Origin of the sequence: Microcoleus sp. OTE_8_concoct_300 (assembly GCF_031383065.1) — a bacterium.
Classification (GTDB): domain Bacteria; phylum Cyanobacteriota; class Cyanobacteriia; order Cyanobacteriales; family Microcoleaceae; genus Microcoleus.
The window spans coordinates 1-20,719 of sequence record NZ_JANMZH010000598.1 but is presented as its reverse complement, the minus strand read 5'-3'; the positions used below and the strand labels follow the sequence as shown (position 1 = coordinate 20,719).

Genomic DNA, 20,719 nt, shown 5'->3' with positions numbered 1-20,719 from the left:
ATACTGCACTATGTCAAGCAATTAAATAATTATATCGAACAACAAAATTAACCTATAAAATAAAGATACTTGTTGTGCTTTGATGTCGTCATCCACCTGTTCATTCCTCGCCCGCTATGCTTGTGAGGTCATGAATAGGTGAAATCAGGAGTCTCACGCGCCTCTCATCCTACACTAACCGAAACGGTATAGTGTGGGGTTTCCCGTCTGGCTAGGTAAAGGCTTTTTCCGGCTTCTCCTCGCGACATAGGAACGGATGTGGGGTTGGCTTAAACTTACTATTCTATCCTCTATGCTCTGTTTTTTATTTTCAAATAACCACTGCTGTTGGCGATAGACTTGGGCGACGACTAGCAGGGTTTTATCTTGCTTTTTCTTCAGACTTCCTCGGGACGCACCTAACTCGATTAGCTGTTCAATATGAGCTAAGTTTCTTTTGATATATTAGAGTTGTTTTTGAATGGCTTTTCTTCTTTTGTTTCGGGAGAGTCGTCTTTGTTTTGCTACTACTAAGGAGTAAATTATTGCTAGATTACCGTCGGTTATTGGTTTTTTATGGAATTTCCCTTTTCTATGTTTATAGAGGATGTATATGATTTTTTCGGTGTGAAGTCTGGCAAAGTTTAATAGTTCTAAGTCGGTCGGATAGCGGTGGGTCGGCTGGGGTGCAGGTCGCATCTATAATGAATTTTCCTCGATTGGGTGACTCATTTGTAGCGTCCGAATCCTTTTTTTTCTGGTTTGCCTGCGGTGATTTCGCGCATTTTATTCACCATTCGTTCGTTCACTTTATTAATTAGGTTCGCACTGAAACGCCAGTCGAAACTGAACTAATAGTGGTCGGTCAAATGGTAGCTCATTACTGTAGGTTGATTGACCGATAAAGTATTGCAGATAGGGTTTTTCCCGGATTTGTTCTACTGTTTCTTGCTGAGATCCTTCCTAATTTTTCCTTAATGATTAATGGCCCCAACGCCATCCGAAATGATGAAAGCTGCTGCACCCATTTCTGTGGGGAAGTTTTTAGTATTTTCTGGCCCTGGGCTTGGAACTGCTACAGCTTCGTCAGCATAAGAGTTTTTTCCGACGTAGCACCAATATCGCCAATTTTAGGAACGCCGGAAATTACGAATCTACCAAACACAGTAGAATCCTAAATTTATTTTGGAACTGCTATCCAATTTATATGCCATTGGTTTTGATTAGCGAATGCAGGTGTTAATGCAGCTGACCAATCTGCACGAGCAAAACGTACATATACTCTAAAACCTGTTGGTGTAGGAACATAAATTGATGTAGCGCCTGTAGTTGCCCAATGATAACCAAGTCCACCTAAAGAGGTAATGTAGATTGGTGTGGTTGTAAATCCTGCTGAGCTTGTATCTACATCTACAAAAATACTTTCTCCATCTGAATATTGCTGCCAAGCAGTATTACCAACTGGAGTCGATCCCCTGGCCATTAAAGCCGATCGTTCAGATTGTGATAGAGCTGGCGTTGGTTGATTAATAACAGTTATTGGTGCTGCAAATAGAACTGTAACTACAGCTCCTGTACCCATAATTTTTTTCAAATTCGACATATTTTTCTCCCTGTATTACATAAACTCTTGCTGATTGGACAATTCAAGTCTCAACTCGGCGTCATTGGCAACATACACGAACCTTGTTTTGATGTCAATACTGCCACCATTAGAAAATTAAAACAGATAATAATGTAACTTATGCTGAAGTTGATAAAAATTTACAATCTCTGATTGATAGGGATTAGTATCCCTTGCCAGCAAACGAGCGATCGCCCTCAAGCTAAGTTAAACGGAGAAGCCAACTATCCCCGTTTAGGACTTGAAACCGCTACAACTCCATCAACATAAAGGCATATTCTGATTCAAATTCTGACCACGGTATTACTTGGGCCATCTTTACCCAACGGTTATCTGCTGACAACTTCCCTCCAAAAGGCAGTTCAAAGTCGGAGGGTGAGTGGGGAGCAAGATCAGCTTTTCTGTACACGATCGCGCGTGGTGATGCAAGGGTTCCTAAGCTGTTTTAGCTGTTTTTCTTGCACTCGTACACCTTTTTTTGCTCAGACTACCCATAGAGTGTTTACTTGGACAACTGATTCAGCAAGCCCTATTTACCAATTCAGTGCCGGTACTCACAGCCATGCCACAAAGGCGAACAGACCTGCCTTTAATTTTAGCCTCCGATACCGACCTTCCCGAGCAATTTAAACCTTGGTTAAAGCTATTTCCGAAGTCGAAGGCGTTTTTTCGCAACCAACTCCAGAAGTTGATACTTCAGGCCTTAACGATGGTTCTTTGCATCTTATTGTCCGCTATTGGACGCTGCCGCAACCACAGGTGCGGCGGACAAAAACCAGGGCTGTGGTGGCGATTAAAGTAGCGTGCGTCCGCGCAGAGATTAAAATTCCTCCACCCGTACCAGTGACTTTGTACTCACGAACACTTGACCGTGAGTGAGTTTTGAGTTTTGAGTTGGGAGAGGGGAAGAGTGGGAGAGTGGGAGAGTGGGAGAGTGGGAGAGTGGGAGAGTGGGAGAGTGGGAAAAATTCTCTTTCTCCCCTCGGACTTCTTCACTCTTGACTTCTTCCCTCAACATCCATCCGTTAAATCTGTTAAATCCCGTACACTGCTGCGTTGCCGAACTTCCCTCTGACTTCTTGCTTCTGACTTTTCAAATCAAGCAAAAGGCGAGCCGATTTCCCATTAGCGCGCCTGCAAATAGTATTCTATTTTTTGAACCTCCCCAGGTCTAAAGCCGGGGGATTCTTGCCCACCTTCAAGGCGACAAGGGGAAATTCAAATATCCCTCTACTCACTCAAAGAACACTCGTTCTGATTCGCGCATACTTCTTACTCCTTCCTGTTTTTAAGGTTGAAACATCCCTATCCTGGCATTATTTGCCCTTTCACTATTCCGAATCAATCGGATGTGTCCGTTGGCGGGGTTGCTCACCCTCTAGGATATTTCAATGGGTTGAAGGTTATTCTTACTTTGCACAATTGGTTATGGCTATTCTACCACCGTGGTTTTAGCAACACGATCGTTTCACCGGACTTAAAAGTCCCTACCGACTTATCCCCCTGTCTCAAGCTAGGGGCTTGCGTCTGGCTTTTTGGTCAAACGTAATTGAGCAGATTGTTCTAGTTAAAAAAATTATGAAGCTGTATTGCTACCGCGGCGGCGGCGGCGCGCTGCAACCAAGCCACCCAAACCGAGAGCCAAACCAGTCATCGTCATTGGTTCCGGAACTGCTTCTGCGGTCAGTGTGAAGTCTTGGAAGTCTGCGTCCCAGCCGTTACCGCGATCGTCGAAGGAGATTAGCGCGCCTCCATTAAACAGAGCAGACAGTCCGTTGGTGAATTGTTCGGGATCTGGGAAGCGCCTCGTGCTTGACAGGCTTACCCCGTCCCACACTGATGGGGGGCCGAACACGGCTTGCTGGGTGCCGCCGCTGCCGGTGTTCAAGGTTGAGGTCGAGTAGACACTGCCGTCGTAGCCACTGTTGAGTCCCAAAGTGTAAATTCTATTTGCCAGGAATGTGAATACTTGCTCGCCCTCCAAGACTGTATTGCCCAGAGTTCCTTGCCATTCGTTACGCCGGCCGTTGTCTGAGCGTTTAGTTTCCGTAAACAGGGTTTGAATTAGAGTGGGCATCGAGTTCTTCACATCGTAGATTCCCAAAGAGGATTGGTACATACCGTGACTTCCTAGGAAGTTAAACTTGACAGTTGTATCTTCCGCGAATGTGATGCCCCCGGTACCAAAGGACGCTGCCTGAGCTGGAGCTGCGACGCTAAACAGAGCGGTGGCGGCTGCGGTAGCTGTTAGGGCGGATAAGAATTTGGTATTCATAATCTGTTCCGTTTGTGAGATGGTCTGTAATAATTTTATTATCCGATACTTTGTTGGTATTTTTTGCATTTTATGTGAATTTTTACAGATTCTTTATCAAGCCTTTACACATCCTTCACAAATGCTCTCGCTCGAATCTGCTTGCAGGGCGATCGCCCCGTAAAAATACAAACCAAATAATTATAAAGATTGTGGCTTGAAACCTTGAATTCGCGGGCTTGGGAGCGCGGAGCAGCCAAACTGATTTGGATCGGGCTTATGCTAATTTTTTATTTGATTCTCAAGTCTAAATCCTCAACGGCCAACATTTAAGTATAAATGCAGTGAAACCCTTGCCCACTCACAGTTACAAGAGTTTTCTATTAACCACAAACTGGGAATATTTGTTTTTTGGGATTTGCGTATGGGAGTTAAACAAGTTTATCGATCGGGTAAATTACGTACCAACTGCGATCGTTGGGTTTACGTCTTTTGGTTAAATTAAATATATCCCACGCCGTGAGTTCTCCCAAAGATGCGATCGACGAGATGAAATGGGAGAATATTGAATTGCTAAAAGAGTGGATTTCCTCTCAACAAATACGGTATATAGAAGCTGTGGGCAAGTCCTTGCTCGCGATCGACCGCATCAAAAAAGACCGCTGTAGCGTTCCTCGGCCCAAGGTTCGCCCCGCCGATGGTAGCCGTTGCGTTCCCAAAAACCGAGTTCTTCGGTTTCTGTAAACTCCAGCCCGTTAATCCATTTAGCGCTTTTCCAGGCGTACAAGTGGGGAACTACCAGCCGCATTGGGCCGCCGTGGTCTGGGGATAGGGGTTCGCCGAAAACGGTGTGGGCGAAAAAGTTTTCTTCTCTCTGTAAGTCGGCGATCGCAATGTTAGTGGTATAGCCGCCGTAGCAGTGTTCCAGGACGTGCACAGCTTTCGGATCGACTTCTGTGTATTTCATGAAATCTGTGACTTTGACTCCCGTCCACTGCACATCGAGTTTTGACCAGCGGGTGACGCAGTGAAAATCCGCAGTAAAGTTACTTTGGGGCATGGCCTGGAAGTCCGACCAAGTGAAGGTTTTGGGTTTTGCCAATCCCCAGACTTTAAATTCCCAACTCTCAATGCTGACCGAGGGTGTATCGCCGTAGGTCAGCACGGGAAAGCCGTTGGCGAGGTATTGACCCGGGGGGACGCGATCGCTGTTTTCTAATTCTGGCTTCCGAAAAAATTTGCCCAGCATTGATGCACCCTCTACAGTAACTGACTGCAATCCTCAGTAGTATAACTTGCAGAGCTCGGCGCATCGCAATCCATCTCAAGATAGAAAGCACTGCGGCACCAACTAAAAATCCCAAAATCCTGCCTGATGCCAACCTACATCTGCCTTCAGAGAGATGCGAAGCTAAAAATTACAAAATCTATCACCCCAGGGGATGAATGACTTAACCTTAAATTATATCGCAATTAATGGTGCATTTCCGAATTTTTGATGTATTGTTACCATAGGCTCAGATGCCAGATGTAAAAAAATTGACGGGGTAAAAATCATGATCGCAAGTTGCTTGATTCCGTTGACGCTCTGCTTGATTGCTTGGTGGGTGACTGCCGGGACTGACAACAGAACGCTAGACGGGATTCCGGCTCCCATAGCTGCAATTATTGGAGTGTTTTCGTTAATTTGGTTGGTGGCGGTGTGTCCTTGGCCTGTTGAACTCGCTCTTGTCTTGGCGGTGCTAGTTTGGGGCAAAGCTTACCTGCAAAAAATCTTGAACGTCGGCTGAATTTTCCAAGCTTGCGTTTAAGAAACTTGCGGCAGGGCGATCGGGGTGTCTATCTTTTTTTTAAGAGAGTATCATTTCAGAAATTTTCCAAGTTTGCAGGGTGCGCGGGCGCACCTTGCTCCTAAATGTCCGTAAAATGGCGAGCTGTTAAATTGGCAAGCGATTGATATCTTTATTAGAACCAATTACTACCATTACCTCGCCCCTTCTCAAGCGTTCGTTTGGCTGCGGATTGATCTCGAACTTGTCGGCGCGACTGACTGCTAGCAAGTTCAAACCGTACCTGTGCCGGAGCTCCAAATCCGAGATGGTTTTGCCGTCAAACTTTTCAGGAACGAGCAACTCAACGATACTGTGATCTGGGTCGAGGTCAAAGCGTTCTAAGATGCTTGGTCTTGTCAGAATCCGGGCCAAAGAGCAGCCCATTTCTCGTTCGGGAAAAACTACATGATCGGCGCCGACTTTTTTCAAAAGTTTTAAGTGAGTTTCCGAAGAAGCTTTGGCTATTACGTAAGTTACCCCGCCTTCCTTAAGGTTTAGGGTGGTGGTAATGCTTTCTGCTAGGTAATTGCCGATCGCCACAATCACTGTTTCAAATTCAAATATACCTGCTTCCGCCAGAGCGCTAGGCTCAGTAGAATCTAACTGCAAAACGTGAGAAGAAATACGATCGGTCAAAGCTTGAGTTACTTTTGTTTCGTCCGAGTCAACTCCCAGGACTTCGTAACCCAAGCCGTGCAGAGTGGAGCACACTGCTTTGCCAAAGCGTCCCAAACCAATAACTGCAAACTGCTTGTTTTCCGAGCGCAAACTGCGAAAAAATTTCAAAGATGACAGGTTCACTGAATCTCCAGCGCTGAGCGTCTTGCTGTTTAAATTTTAGCAGAGACAGCGCCGCCTCCTTTTGATTTTTGGGTAAGTAGTAAAAGTTGATTTGGGTTGTCACCCATTGTTTAGATTATCAGCAAGTAAGCAGGATTTTGTTATCCAACTAACAAACTTTCCTCAGCATACTTAAAAGACCTGGGTTTTGGGTCGCCGAATACAGCACTCATCAGCAGCAGCACGCCAACCCGACCTACATACATTGTAGCAATCAAAATCAACTTACCGATCGCTGAAATCTTGGCTGTAATCCCTGTGGAAAGGCCGACCGTGCCAAAAGCTGAAACTGCTTCAAACAGCGCTTCGATAAATTCTACTTGGGGATTGGTCAGCTCGATTAAAATTGCAGATGTGAACGCGACCAACAGGGAACCGAAGACTACGCTAATGGTTTTCAGAATCAGTGCTGGTGGGATTTGACGCTGATAGCACTCCACCTCTTCCTGGCCTTCGAGAACTGCTGTGCTACAGCAAAACAAGATCCTAAAAGTTGTGGTTTTGATTCCGCCGCCGGTGCTGCCAGGACTGGCGCCGATAAACATCAGCGCGATGGTTAGAAATAGCCCGGCTTCGCTCATTTGGCCAATCTCAATTGTATTGAATCCCGCCGTGCGGGGAGTAACAGATTGAAACCAAGCTGCCATCACCTTTTGAGGAAAATTTAGAGGGCCGAAAGTTGCTGGGTTGTTGTATTCCAGCACCAAAAAGGCTAGGGTTCCTAAAATTAAAAGGACAGCCGTTGTACTGGTAACTACTTTGAAGTTGAGGGAAAAAACTGTGCAGATAGGGCTTTTCTTGAAGCGATCGCGCAGCCAGAGGTACATTTCCATAATTACTTGATAGCCGATTCCCCCAAATATGATTAAACCGCCGACAGTGAAGTTAACCATAGGCGAAGTGACGTAGCCGATAAAATTATCGGTATACAGGCTAAAACCAGCGTTGTTAAAGGAATTAACGCTGTGAAATATAGCAGACCACACACCGTCTTTAAATCCGTATTTGGGGACGAAAACCGACATCAGCAAAAACACTCCAGTTAATTCAAACAAAAGGGTTGTTGCTAGAATTGACTGCACGAGTTGCACTACACCGGCTAGCCCAGATTTATCGAGAGATTGTTGCAGGGCAACTTTGTCTTTCAAGCCAAAGCGGCGGCCCAATAACAGCAGCAAGAAAGTCGTGGCTGTCATGTAGCCCAAGCCTCCTATTTGCACCAGTAAAACTAGGAACAGTTGCCCCCAAAAAGAGTAATATTTTCCGATATCCACAACCGCTAAGCCGGTGACGCAGACAGCGGAAGTAGACATAAACAGTGCTGTTATTGGATCGCTCCAAGTTCCATCAATTTTGGAAAAGGGCATCATCAGTAATAGAGCACCTGCGGTGATGACGGCGAGAAAGCCCAAAGCAATGGTTCGCGAGACAGTCATTCGATTTTAGATTTTAGATTGGAGATTTTAGATTTTAGAGGGAACCCACAAATCGATCCTCGGCCTTGAAATCAGGACATCTGTGTCTGGCGAATGCCTGCGACCGATCGAACTCAAATCGCACAATTTGATGACAACATCGGGAAAATAACGGTAGAATTCCTTTAATAACTTGCGATCCGGCGATGACATCAACACTTTACCAGCAAATTCAGCAACTCTACGACGCTTCTAGCGGTTTGTGGGAGCAGGTGTGGGGCGAACATATGCACCACGGTTACTACGGCCCGGATGGCAATTTGAAAAAAGAGCGCCGACAGGCTCAGATAGATTTGATAGAAGAACTGCTGGGCTGGGCTGGAGTACCGTCAGAGAAGGCACTCTGTGAATCTTACCGCATTCTCGATGTCGGTTGTGGGATCGGCGGCAGCACGCTTTATTTGACTCAAAAGTTTAGTTCGATCGCTGACAATAATTTAAAGTCGGATGGTGGGGCAGATCCTGATTTTAGCCGATCGCCCGCACAAGATAAAACGGGCGCTAGCGTTACAGCTACCGGAATTACTCTGAGTCCGGTACAGGCCAACAGAGCGACCGAACGGGCTAAAATTGCCGATGCTCAAAGCAATGTGAATTTTTTGGTAGCCGATGCTTTGAATATGCCTTTTCCTGACGAGTCATTCGACTTGGTTTGGTCCCTCGAAAGTGGCGAACATATGCCCGACAAAATTAAGTTTTTGCAGGAATGCTGCCGCGTGCTCAAGCCGGGAGGAACTTTGATTTTGGCAACTTGGTGTCACCGCCCGGTGGGAGAAACGGCGGGAGAGTTAACTGATGAAGAGAGAAAGGAATTGGCAGAAATTTACCGGGTTTATGCTTTGCCTTATGTGATTTCTTTGCCGGAATACGAGGAAATTGTCCGCAGTTTGCCTTTGACAAGTATTCGCACCGCTGATTGGTCAAAAGCTGTTGCTCCTTTTTGGGATGTGGTGATCGATTCTGCTTTGACTCCGAGCGCGATTTGGGGTTTGCTCACGAGCGGTTGGACGACTATTCAAGCTGCACTTGCTCTCGGATTGATGAGCCGTGGATATCAGAGCGGATTGATTCGTTTCGGGCTGATTTGTGCTGTAAAATAAAGTTGAAGGAAGGCCCTTCGACTTCGCGAGCGGCTAAAAACACGACACGGATTTTGGCACCGATACACGGATTAATTATTTAACTGCTTATCAGGCAAAGTCCATTGGTGATAATTTAATGTTAAACCAACCGTCTCTCTGGTTTGGATCGAGGTCTCGATCCCCCCTAACCCCCCTTAATAAGGGGGGGACAAGATTTTTCTCAACGTCCCCCTTATTAAGGGGGATTTAGGGGGATCGAGACTCGACTAAAAGGGAAAATTATTATGGGCTTCAGTCTTAGAATTGTCATCAAGGGGCAAAGCCAGGAAACGAGTCAAATGAGTAAAAATTAACGAGTCAAAAATTATTTGGGGGCATTTTAGATTTATGAGTAATGATGCGATTGGCAAGTCTTGGATTGATAAAAATGGCTCGGGCCCGCAAAGCTGGGTGAGGGCATTTTGGGAGTTTTCTCGACCGCACACAATTGTGGGTACTAGCTTGAGTGTATTGGCTTTGTACGCGATCGCCCAAAGCGCGCGGCTGTTTGTGAATCCTGTAGTTGCCCCCCTAGCTTTGGCTTGGTTGGCTTGCATTTGCGGCAATATTTATATTGTGGGATTGAACCAGTTAGAAGATGTTGAGATTGATAAAATTAATAAGCCGTATTTGCCGATCGCCTCGGGAGTGTTTTCTCGGAAAACCGGGGAATTAATTGTAATTGCTACGGGAATTCTAGCAATTTTGACTGCTGTTTTACAAGGCCCGTTTTTGCTGGCTACTGTTGGCGTTAGTTTGGCGATTGGAACTGCTTATTCTCTGCCGCCAATTAGGCTGAAGCGGTTTCCTTTCTGGGCGGCGCTGTGCATTTTTACTGTGCGGGGCGCGATCGTAAATTTAGGGTTATTTTTACACTTTAATTGGGTGTTGGGTTTGGGAAGGGCGAAAAGCGCTTTTTCTGGCTGGAGTTTGAAGAGTGTGTCTTTTGAGATTCCTGCAGAAGTTTGGGTGCTGACGGTTTTTGTTGTGGTGTTTACGTTTGCGATCGCCATTTTCAAAGATATCCCGGACATGGAAGGCGACAAGCAATACAATATTACTACGTTTACGATTGAGCTGGGCAAGCCGGCTGTCTTTAATTTATCTCGCTGGGTGTTGACGGTTTGTTATTTGGGCGCGACTTTGGCGGGAGCGATCGTATTGTCTAATGTTAATTTAGTGTTTCTGGCAGTTTCTCATTTGGCGGCTTTGGGTTTGATGTGGTTTTGGAGCGCGAAAGTTAATTTGGACGATAAAATTGAAATTGCTGCCTTTTATCAGTTTATCTGGAAGTTGTTTTTCTTAGAATATCTGATTTTTCCCGCAGCTTGTTTGTTGGGGTAGAAGTCCGAGGGAAGAAGGCTTGCGAGGCGAAGCTGAGCGGGTAAAAAGGGCGAAGAAGGATCCGACGGAAGGGGGAAGAAGGAAGGAAGAGTTAACAAATTAGAACAAGTTGACAATTACAAGTTAGCGAACTCCTAAACAATAAAAACAACTATGGGTTCTCAAAAAAAATCGCGAAAATCAGCCTGTAAATTGGGTGCAGAAGACTCTTTGAAAATAGCTTGGGAACATCACCAAGCGGGACGTTTGTTAGAAGCTGAGAATTTGTACCGGCAAATCATAGAAGTACAGCCGGAATCAGCAAACGTGCTGTGTTTGTTGGGAATAGCGGCGAGACAGCAGGGAAAAATTGCCGAAGCGATCGACTTTTACGAACAGGCGATCGCCCATAACCCCGATTTGGTAGAAGCACATTTAAATAAGGCTAATGCTTTGCTGGATGTAGGGGAATATCAAAGGGCGATCGCCAGTTACGAACAAGTCATCAAAATGCAGCCCAATTCCGCACTCGCCTACAATAATTTGGGCTGGCTAAAACAGCAACTCGGCGAAATTGACTCGGCAATATTATATTACCAAACAGCGCTGCAAATCGCTCCCAACCTCTACGAAACAGCGCACAATTTAGCACATTTATTTAAAGAAAAAAAACAATTTAACGAGGCTATCGCCTGTTACCTGAACGCTTTACAAATTAATCCAAACTTGACATATTCTCTGATGGGTTTGGGAACAGTTTGGCAGCAGCAAGGTAAATTAGCAGAAGCTTTCAACTGCTACCAGCAAGCTGTAAAACTAGAGCCAAACAATCCCGAAGCTCACAACAATGTAGGAGCATTTTACCACAAACAAGGCAATGTAAAAGCAGCAATCCCCCACTACAGACAAGCATTAAAATTAAAGCCAGACTTTGTGGATGCTATTCACAATCTCGGAGACGCTTTGGTCGATTTAGGAGAATTTCAAGAGGCTTTTTATTGTCACAGTCGAGCCTTGGAATTGCAGCCAGACAACGCCACCGCACACCTGGAATTAGGTTTAATTTTGCTATTGTTCGGAGATTTTCAGCGCGGTTTTGCTGAATATGAGTGGCGGTGGCGCACTCGGCAACTACAACCGAGGCAATTTAAACAGCCGGTTTGGGATGGTTCAGATTTGCAGGGGAAAACTATTTTACTCCACGTCGAGCAAGGCTTCGGCGATTCTATTCAGTTTATTCGCTACGCGCCGATTATTCGCAGCCGAGGCGCTAAAGTTATGGTGGCTTGCTATCCAGAACTGATGCGGTTGTTTGCGACTGTTGCCGGCATTGAATATTTATCAGTTAGTTTTGAGGGTTTGCCAGAATTTGACGTTCACGCGCCGCTGATGAGTTTGCCGCGAATTGTGGGAACAACTCTGGAAACAATACCGGCAAATGTTCCTTATTTAGCTCCCCCTGCTGAGTGCAAGTTTGCGCTTTCTTCTGAGGCAAAATTGAAGGTAGGGATTGTTTGGGCGGGGAGTCCGCAGCGCCGGAAAGACAATCAGCGTTCTTGCAGCTTGAGCGATTTTATTCGATTTTTGGATGTTCCGGGCATCGCTTTTTATAGTTTACAAAAAAACTTGTCCGAGAGCGATCGCACTTTGTTAAACCAGCGCTTAGTGCCGGATTTGAGTCCGCATTTGATCGACTTTGCTGATACCGCTTCTGCAATATCTCAACTGGATTTAGTGATTAGTGTCGATACGGCTGTGGCGCACTTAGCCGGTGCTTTAGGAAAACCGGTTTGGGTACTGCTTTCTTTTGCTCCTGACTGGCGCTGGCTGCTGCAGCGCGAAGACAATCCTTGGTATCCAACTGCAAGGCTTTTCCGCCAAAGTCAGCCGGAAAGTTGGCAAGAATTGTTTGAGGATGTGCAGGCGGCTTTAAGTTCTTTTTCGATGGGAAATACTCCTAGTTATTCCGAGGAGTCGGCTCAAGAGTCGCTTGACTTTGTTTCGCTCGCAATGACAGCTAATCATAGGGCTTCCCTCGATAATGTGGCGCTCGCAATGACAGATGCAAGCGTGGTTCAAGAGAGTAAAGAAATATTTGTGATTGGGAACGAAGGGCTAGCGGAAAACTACGCAGCTAACCAATCGCAGGGGATTGAGACATCTGTTGCGATTGAAACGGGTGGCGATAATCCGGTTTTTTTAGAGGATTTATTGCGGCAAGCAGAGCATTTAATGGAAACAGGGGATAAGGAAGAGGCGATCGCCCTTTACGAAGAGATAATATCTGTTGACAAAACTTGCGTCCAAGCGCGGATTAATTTTGGTTTTCTCAAGCAAGAAAAGGGCGAATTGGCCGCAGCTATCCCGCATTACCGAGAAGCTTTAGCGCTCAATCCCAATATTCCTCAAACAGCTTACAACTTGGCAAAGATTTTTGAGGAACAAGGTCAAGTGGAAGAGGCGATCGCACATTACGAACAAGCTCTTGTCGCAGAACCGAGTTTCGTGCCCGCACTGATTAATTTAGCCGTGGCGCTGCAAGAAAAAGGTGAACTTGTAAGGGCGATCGAGCTGTATCGGCGAGCGCTGGAAATTCAGCCGCATAGCTGGGAAGCTTACAACAATCTAGCAACAGTATTGCAAGAACAGGGCAATTTAGAAGAGGCGCTGGAGTATTATCACAAAGCTCTAGAATTGTTGCCGGATTTTGTGGAAGCTATCAACAATTTAGGCAGGACGTTTATGGAAAAAGGCGCGGTAGAAGATGCGATCGCCTGCTACAGACGAGCGATTCATTTAAGTCCAAATCATGCTAGCGCTCACCTGAATTTGTCCTTGGCTTTGCTGTTGGTGGGAGATTTGGAAAATGGTCTCGCCGAATATGAGTGGCGCTGGCAAATTAAAGAATTTAAAACAGGGCATTCCTGTGTTATAGCGGGGGGGGAAAATACAGTTTCGGCGAGAGAATACCGGCCGCTGTGGGATGGTTCGGATTTGCAGGGAAAGACTATTTTGCTGCACGCTGAACAAGGTTTAGGCGATTCGCTTCAGTTTATTCGCTACGCTGCGATCGTCAAAAATAAAGGCGGTAGGGTAATTGTGGTCTGTTACCCGCAGGTGCGCCGTTTGTTTGCAACGGTTGAGGGCATTGATTTGCTAATAGTTAAAGGTGAGCCGCTGCCGGAATTTGACGTGCAAGTGCCGATGTTGAGTTTGCCCTATGCTCTCGGTACAAAGCTGGAAACAATACCGGCAAATACTGCTTATTTATCTCCGCCTGCGGGTGCTGAATTTACGCTATTGCCCGATCGCAACTTGAAAGTGGGGATTGTCTGGGCTGGGAATCCAAAACACCGCAAAAACAAGCAGCGTTCTTGCAGTTTAAGTCAGTTTCTGCCGCTTTTGGACGTTTCGGGGGTAAGTTTTTACAGCTTGCAGAAAGAGCTTTCCGAGGCCGAGCGCGCGCTGTTGAATCAAAGGTCGATCGTAGATTTGATCCCGCATTTTGGCGATTTGGCCGATACTGCTGCTGCGATCGCCAAACTGGATTTAGTGATTAGCGTGGATACCGCTGTCGCCCATTTGGCGGGCGCTTTGGGCAAACCGGTGTGGATTTTGCTGGCGTTTTCGCCGGATTGGCGGTGGCTGTTGGACCGCGAAGACAGTCCTTGGTATCCAAGTGCAAGGCTGTTTCGCCAGCATCAGCGGGGCGACTGGGAGGGCGTTTTCGCTCGGGTGGCGCAAGCTCTAGGCGCTGTTGCTGCTGCATCCGGGCCGTCGGAAGAGGCGGATGCAGAGTTTCGGTTGGGCCACCAGAAGCAGCAGCAAACCGACTTTGACGGTGCGATCGAATGTTATGAGCGAGCGATCGCGATCGATCCTAATTACGCAGCCGCCTACAGCAATTTAGGCGTTGTCAAACAGCAAATCGGCAGGCTCCCAGAGGCGATCGCGCATTACCGACAAGCCCTAGCAATCGACCGGAATTTGGCGGAAACTGCGAGCAATTTGGGCAGCGCCCTCGCGGAAGCAGGGGAGACTGAAGAGGCGATCGCAGAATACGAGCGGGCGCTTTCTTTGAACCCGAATTGCGCGGAAGCGCTGACTAATTTGGGGCTGTTGCGAGAAGAGCAAGGGGATGTGGCGGAGGCTGTAAGCTTGTACGAGCAAGCGATTCAAATCAATCCTAATTGCGCTGCGGCTTATTTGAATTTGGCAATTGCTTTGGAGGAACAAGGGGAGGAAGGGGAAGCGGGCGCGAATTACGAACGGGCGATCGCGAATTACGAACGGGCGATCGCGATCGAGCCAAATTATTTCGATGCCTTGCACAACTTAGCATACGCCTCGCTGCGACAGGGCCGAGTTGCTTCGGCGATCGCATACTACGATCGAGCTCTGGCGCTGCAACCGGATTTGGCCGGGACCGATCTCGCTTTCGGAAGTTTGCTGTCTAACCAAGATAAGTTAGACGGGGCTCTAGCTTTTTGCCAGCAAGCGATTCAGAAATTGCCAGCCAGTGCACAGCCTCGCTGCAATCTGGGAATTGTCCTGCAGAAACAGGGCAAAATTGAAGATGCGATCGCCTGCTATCAGCAAGCTTTGAGCCTGAAACCCGACTTTCCAGAAGCTTTAAACAATCTCGGCAAAGCTTTTGAGGAAGCGGGAAAAATGGCAGAGGCGATCGACTGTTACCGTCGCGCGATCGAACTCAAACCCGGTTATCTCAATCCCCTCAACAGTTTGGCAAGTGCTTTGCACGATCGCGGCTTCTTTGCCGATGCTGTCACCTGCTACAGCCAAGCAGTTAAATTCAATGTCGGCCATCCTGAATCTCACCTAAATTTAGGTATAGCTTTGCTGATGGCGGGAGACTTTCAGCGCGGTTTTTGCGAGTACGAATGGCGACTGCTGGTGCAACAAAAACAGTTTCCGCGCCACAACTTTCAGCAGCCAGTTTGGGATGGCAAAGATTTGCAGGGAAAAACTATTTTGCTTTGCCCGGAACAGGGTTTAGGCGATGCAATTCAGTTTATCAGATACGCAGATTTAGTCAAGCAAAAAGGCGGTAGGGTAATTGTTTGGTGTTGGCCGCAGTTGCAGCGCTTGTTTGCACAAGTTTCGGCAATCGATGGGTTAATAGTTAATCCAGAGGATGCGCCGGATTTTCAAGTTCGCGCGCAGCTAATGAGTTTGCCACACCTTCTGGGAACAACTTTAGAAACTGTACCAACCCAGGTTCCTTATTTAGCTCCGCCGCCCGGTGGGGAATGTTCTATTCAGAACACTCCTAATTTGAAAGTGGGAATTGTGTGGTCAGGAAATCCTAAAAATTCCACAAATAATGTGCGATCGCTCCCGCTAAATTTGTTAACTAAACTGTTAGATATTCCCGGAGCAGATTTTTACAGTTTGCAAAAGGAAATGACAGCCGACGATCGCGCTTTGTTAGAGCAAATGCCCGTAACCGATTTAAGCTCTTATTTGCACGACTTTGCCGATACTGCGGCGGCAATCTCGGCTTTGGATTTAGTGATTTCTGTAGATACTTCTGTGGCGCACTTGGCCGGTGCTTTGGGCAAACCCGTCTGGATTTTTCTGTGTTTTGTGCCGGATTGGCGGTGGATGTTGCAACGCGAAGATAGTCCTTGGTATCCCACGGCGCGGCTATTTCGCCAGTCAACAGCGGGAGATTGGGAAGGAGTTTTAGAACAAGCGAGTTTCGCGCTCAGAGAAATAATTTTCCACCATCAGGAAGCTCAACCACTAATAGAAAATCAGCCCAAACTTGAATTAGCTAAAAAACAGTTCAATAGGGGAAATATTCTGAAATCGCAAGGTAGATTTTCCGAGGCGATCGCTTATTTTAAGAATGCTTTAGTTTTGCAGCCAGATTTGATAGAAGCCGCAACTAATTTGGCAGTGACGCTGCACCAAACAGGCGATTTTGCCGAAGCTGCAGCCTATTATCAGCGCGCGCTCGAAATCGATCCGAACTGCGCTCAATCGCACAATAACTTGGGTATTTTGCTGCAAGCTCAAGGCAATATAGCCGCTGCTGTATCTTGCTTTCAAAAGGCGATCGCCCTGAATCCGGTTTACCTCAAAGCTCTCAACAATCTCGGCGCCCTACTCCAGCAGCAGGGCGAGTTGCCGACTGCGATCGCGTGTTTTCATCAAGCACTTTCTGTCAATTCCAATTACGTGCCAGCGCTGGTAAATTTGGGTGTGGCGATGCAAGCAAAATGTCAGCTAGCCGATGCAGAACGCCTTTACGAGCGTGCAATTGAAGCAGAACCGAACAATCCTAAAGCACACTATCACCTGGGAACGTTATGCTTGGGTGCCGGCAAAATAGAACAGGCAATTTCTAGCTTGGAACGAGCGATATCTTTGAACCCAACTTATCTAGAAGCTCTCACAAATTTAGGCAGTGCTGTCGAACAATTAGGAGACGTAAATCGAGCAATTTTGTGTTACAGTAAAGCTATCGAACTTGATGCGAATTGTGTTAAAGCTCACTTCAATTTAAGCTTAGTCTTGCTGTTGAGTGGGGACTTGCCGCGCGGCTTAGCAGAATACGAGTGGCGCTGGCAAACAGAACAGGCGAAAAAAGTGCAACGGTTGAATTTTGACCAACCGATTTGGGACGGTTCAGATTTGAACGGGCAAACTATTTTGCTCCGCTGCGAACAAGGTTTGGGCGATGCGATTCAATGTGTGCGATACGTGGCAATTGTACAGCAAAAAGGCGGCAAAGTAATCATTTCTTGCTATCAAGAACTGAAGCGTTTATTTAAACAGATTCCTGGCATCGAACAAGTGGCGGTTCGGATAAATGAATTGCCGGATTTCCAAGTGCAAGCACCGCTGATGAGTTTGCCGCATATTCTGGGAACAAATTTAGAAAATATACCCGCCAATGTTCCTTATTTAGCGCCGCCGCCGAATTGGCAATTTTCGCTAAATTCCGAGCGCAATTTCAAAGTTGGGATTGTGTGGGCGGGAAGTTCGGAACATTTGAAGGATTTTCAGCGATCGAGCGATTTAAGCTATTTTCTGAAATTGTTAGATATTCCCGGTGTAAGTTTTTACAGTCTTCAAAAAGAATTATCGGCGGGCGAGCGTACTTTGTTAACTCAAATTCCCGTGATAGATTTGAGCGACAATTTGAACGATTTGGCCGATACTGCGGCCGTTATATCGCAACTAGATTTAGTAATTTGCGTGGATAGTGTTGTCGCGCACTTAGCCGGTGCTTTGGGTAAACCCATATGGATTTTGCTGTGTTTTATGCCGGATTGGCGGTGGATGTTGGAACGCGAAGACAGCCCTTGGTATCCGACGGCGCGGCTGTTTCGGCAGCAAACAGCGGGCGATTGGGAGGAAGTATTCGATCGCGTAAAAATAGCCTTAAAACACCTAATCTCTACTGGTTCCCAGGAAGAGCCTAGTAACGTATATCCCGAGGTGGAGCCTCGATTTTCCTTATCGCCCCCACAGGTACAATTTCACCTAGCAAATGCCTTACAAAAACAAGGGAAAAAAGCAGACGCAGCCGCTCGTTACGAACAAGTAATTGCCGCCTCACCCCGCCACGCAGAAGCCCACAGTTATTTAGGTTATCTCAAACAGGAAAACGGGCAAATAGCCGAGGCTATTGCTCATTACCAAAACTCGCTAAAAATCAATCCCAACCAGGCTGAAACTAACTTATACCTGGGTGCCGCTCTCGAAGAACAGGGACAAGTCGCAGAGGCGATCGACTTCTATAATAAAGCAATTCAACTACGTCCAAACTCACCCAATTGGCGCTTTAAACGAGCCTTCGCTTTGCTCTTAGCGGGAGATTTGGAGCCGGGTTTTGTGGAGTACGAATCGCGCTGGCAAACTCAAGAAATGGAACCCAGACATTTTGCTCAACCACTTTGGGACGGCTCTGATTTGCAGGGAAAAACAATTTTATTGCACCCTGAACAAGGTTTAGGCGATACGATACAGTTTATCCGCTATGCGCCTTTAGTTAAGCAAAAAGGTGGCAAAGTTATTCTTGCTTGTCATCTGTTGCTACAGCGTTTATTTGAAGGAATTGCCGGAGTCGATCGAGTATCAGTGCGGCCGAGCGATTTGGTAGATTTTCAAGTGCAAGCCCCCCTGCTAAGTTTGCCGCGAATTCTGGGAACAAATTTGGAAAATATACCGGCAAATATTCCTTATTTAGCTCCGCCACAGGATTTTAAATTTTTTCTAAAACCGAACAATCAACTAAAAGTAGGTATTGTGTGGGCGGGCGGCCCGCTGCACCGCAACGATCATCAGCGATCGTGTAAATTGAGCGATTTTGTGAAATTTTTAGATGTTCCGGGAGCGAGTTTTTACAGCCTTCAGAAAGATCTGTCAGCCGGCGATATCACTTTATTAAATCAACAGCAAATTGAAGATTTGAGCGAATATTGCGTCGATTTTGCCGACACCGCAGCAATTATTTCGCAACTCGATTTAGTAATCTGCGTTGACACTGCTGTGGCGCATTTAGCTGGTGCTTTGGGCAAACCCGTCTGGATTTTGCTGTCTTTTGTTCCCGATTGGCGCTGGATGCTGGAACGCGAAGATAGCCCTTGGTATCCCACTGTGCGTCTGTTTCGACAGCAAAAAGCGGGTGATTGGGATGGAGTTTGCGATCGTATAAAAGCAGCCTTAGAACACTTAACCTCTACTCGTTCCCAGGCTCAGCCTGCTAACGCAGCTTCTTACGATCCTCCTCGAAATTCCCCCCCACAAATACCCCCGCAAATTACAGGAATCGGCATTAGTTGGCCGATCAGCATCACCAGCGGCTGGGGAATTTACGGTCTGAATTTAACACTACAACTGCTGCAAAATCCCGCCTGGGAAGTTGCACTTTTAGCACCGCCGTCAATCACCTCAGAATCGCTAAATCCGCTGCATAAATCGCTGTTATTACCTGTAATTGAAAAGCAAAAAAGTTTTCAGGAATTAGTAGCAGCAAATTCCGACAAACAAATCAGTTGTAATTTTCCCGTACTTTATGGTTTCGGCAATAATTTAGCATCGTTTGGAGTTGAGAATCAAATTACCAGCGCTTCTCAAGTAGGAGTCATCTTTTTTGAAGACACACGAATCACAACAGAAGCAGTAGAAACAGCGAAAAAATATAGCGCCATTGTCGCCGGTTCTAACTGGAATGCCGATGTTTTGAGAAGCCGCGGCTTGACTAATGTGGCGATGGTACATCAAGGAATTGACCCAACAATTTTCCATCCTGCACCCAAATCTAATCTATTTGGCGATCGCTTCGTCATCTTCTCTGGCGGCAAACTGGAATATCGCAAAGGTCAAGATATTGTAATTGCCGCTTTCAAACGATTTCGCGCCAAACATCCAGAGGCTTTGTTACTCACAACATGGCACAACTTCTGGCCTCAATATATGTTAGGAATCGAACAAACCGGAAACGTTGCGGGACTTCCCAATATCAACCGCGACGGAAGTTTAGGAATTTCCCAATGGTTAGCGGCTAACGGTTTGCCGATTGACTCTTTTATCGACATCGGCTTAATTCCCAATCACCTCGCCGGACAAATTTTGCGAGAAGCCGACTGCGCTGTTTTCACCAACCGCTGCGAAGGCGGCACTAATTTAGTCGCGATGGAAAGTATGGCCTGCGGAATTCCGACTATTTTATCAGCAAATACTGGTCATTTAGACTTGATTTACCATAACATTTGCTATCCTTTATCGAGTCAAGGACGAGTTAAACCGACTGCTCATTTTTCCGGTGTAGAAGGTTGGGGAGAGTCTGAAGTTGCAGAAGTTGTTGAGGCTTTGGAGCAAGTTTATACTAATCGCGAAGAATCAAAAAGTCGCGGTTTAGCTGCGGCTAATTTTATGCTCAATTGGACTTGGGAAAAACAGGTTAAGCGCTTTCTTGATGTCATATCAAATTCGCTTTAACAATCATCTTTTTACGGCGAATATAGCAATCCTTGCAGGAGTCGTAAATTTTTTACCCCACCCCAACCCTCTCCGAACTCGCGGGGAGGGAGTAAGAAATTCACAAATGATTTAGGATTGCTATAGAATTCGCTACGGATCGCGAATTAAATAATTTACACAAGTTTGTGGGATGGGCGTCCCGCCCGTCCAGAAAGGACGGGCGGGACGCCCATCCCACAAGAACCATAAAATTTTTAGTTATTTAATTATCATTCCTACTAAACAAACCAAGTCCGTTTTTGTGGACGAAAGAA

General features: G+C 46.4%; 10 protein-coding genes and 1 pseudogene. 5 read left to right on the top strand and 6 right to left on the bottom strand.

The window, feature by feature from the left end; all coding sequences use genetic code 11:
• Positions 1-218: 218 nt before the first annotated feature.
• Together ACUVJL_RS27710 and ACUVJL_RS27705 are read right to left on the bottom strand one after the other, a co-directional pair.
• Positions 219-1,034 (bottom strand): annotated as a pseudogene (locus tag ACUVJL_RS27710) (transposase); the annotation flags it as partial.
• A 125-nt stretch (positions 1,035-1,159) separates the two neighbouring features.
• The gene (locus tag ACUVJL_RS27705; RefSeq protein WP_445248781.1) at positions 1,160-1,582 is read right to left on the bottom strand and encodes a hypothetical protein; all 423 of its coding nucleotides are present in this window, start codon (positions 1,580-1,582) and stop codon (positions 1,160-1,162) included.
• 654 nt (positions 1,583-2,236) lie between these two features.
• Between ACUVJL_RS27705 and ACUVJL_RS27700 the strand changes: the two genes are divergently transcribed.
• Positions 2,237-2,482 (top strand): hypothetical protein, encoded by a 246-nt coding sequence (locus ACUVJL_RS27700; protein WP_445248780.1) that lies wholly within the window; start codon positions 2,237-2,239, stop codon positions 2,480-2,482.
• Between the two features lie 697 nt (positions 2,483-3,179).
• On the opposite strand, the gene ACUVJL_RS27695 is transcribed toward ACUVJL_RS27700, so the two are convergent.
• A complete protein-coding gene (locus ACUVJL_RS27695) occupies positions 3,180-3,878 on the bottom strand; it encodes a PEP-CTERM sorting domain-containing protein (protein WP_445248779.1) in 699 nt (232 codons plus the stop codon).
• Positions 3,879-4,506: 628 nt separating this feature from the next.
• Positions 4,507-5,106, bottom strand: a complete 600-nt coding sequence (locus ACUVJL_RS27690) for a sulfite oxidase-like oxidoreductase (RefSeq protein ID WP_445248778.1) — start codon at positions 5,104-5,106, stop codon at positions 4,507-4,509.
• 307 nt (positions 5,107-5,413) lie between these two features.
• Here ACUVJL_RS27690 and ACUVJL_RS27685 point away from each other — a divergent pair, with 307 nt between their 5' ends.
• Positions 5,414-5,647 (top strand): hypothetical protein, encoded by a 234-nt coding sequence (locus ACUVJL_RS27685; RefSeq protein WP_445248777.1) that lies wholly within the window; start codon positions 5,414-5,416, stop codon positions 5,645-5,647.
• 147 nt (positions 5,648-5,794) lie between these two features.
• Here ACUVJL_RS27685 and ACUVJL_RS27680 read toward each other — a convergent pair whose 3' ends face one another.
• Entirely contained in the window at positions 5,795-6,490 is a 696-nt protein-coding gene (locus ACUVJL_RS27680; RefSeq protein WP_445248776.1) for a potassium channel family protein, read from the bottom strand.
• 140 nt (positions 6,491-6,630) lie between these two features.
• Positions 6,631-7,965, bottom strand: a complete 1,335-nt coding sequence (locus tag ACUVJL_RS27675) for a TrkH family potassium uptake protein (RefSeq protein WP_445248775.1) — start codon at positions 7,963-7,965, stop codon at positions 6,631-6,633.
• Between the two features lie 185 nt (positions 7,966-8,150).
• Here ACUVJL_RS27675 and ACUVJL_RS27670 point away from each other — a divergent pair, with 185 nt between their 5' ends.
• From ACUVJL_RS27670 to ACUVJL_RS27660, 3 genes are all read left to right on the top strand, one after another.
• Entirely contained in the window at positions 8,151-9,104 is a 954-nt protein-coding gene (locus ACUVJL_RS27670) for a methyltransferase domain-containing protein (protein ID WP_445248774.1), read from the top strand.
• Between the two features lie 369 nt (positions 9,105-9,473).
• Positions 9,474-10,469, top strand: a complete 996-nt coding sequence (locus ACUVJL_RS27665) for a homogentisate phytyltransferase (RefSeq protein WP_445248773.1) — start codon at positions 9,474-9,476, stop codon at positions 10,467-10,469.
• Between the two features lie 153 nt (positions 10,470-10,622).
• Entirely contained in the window at positions 10,623-20,423 is a 9,801-nt protein-coding gene (locus ACUVJL_RS27660) for a tetratricopeptide repeat protein (protein WP_445248772.1), read from the top strand.
• The last annotated feature ends 296 nt before the right edge of the window (positions 20,424-20,719 follow it).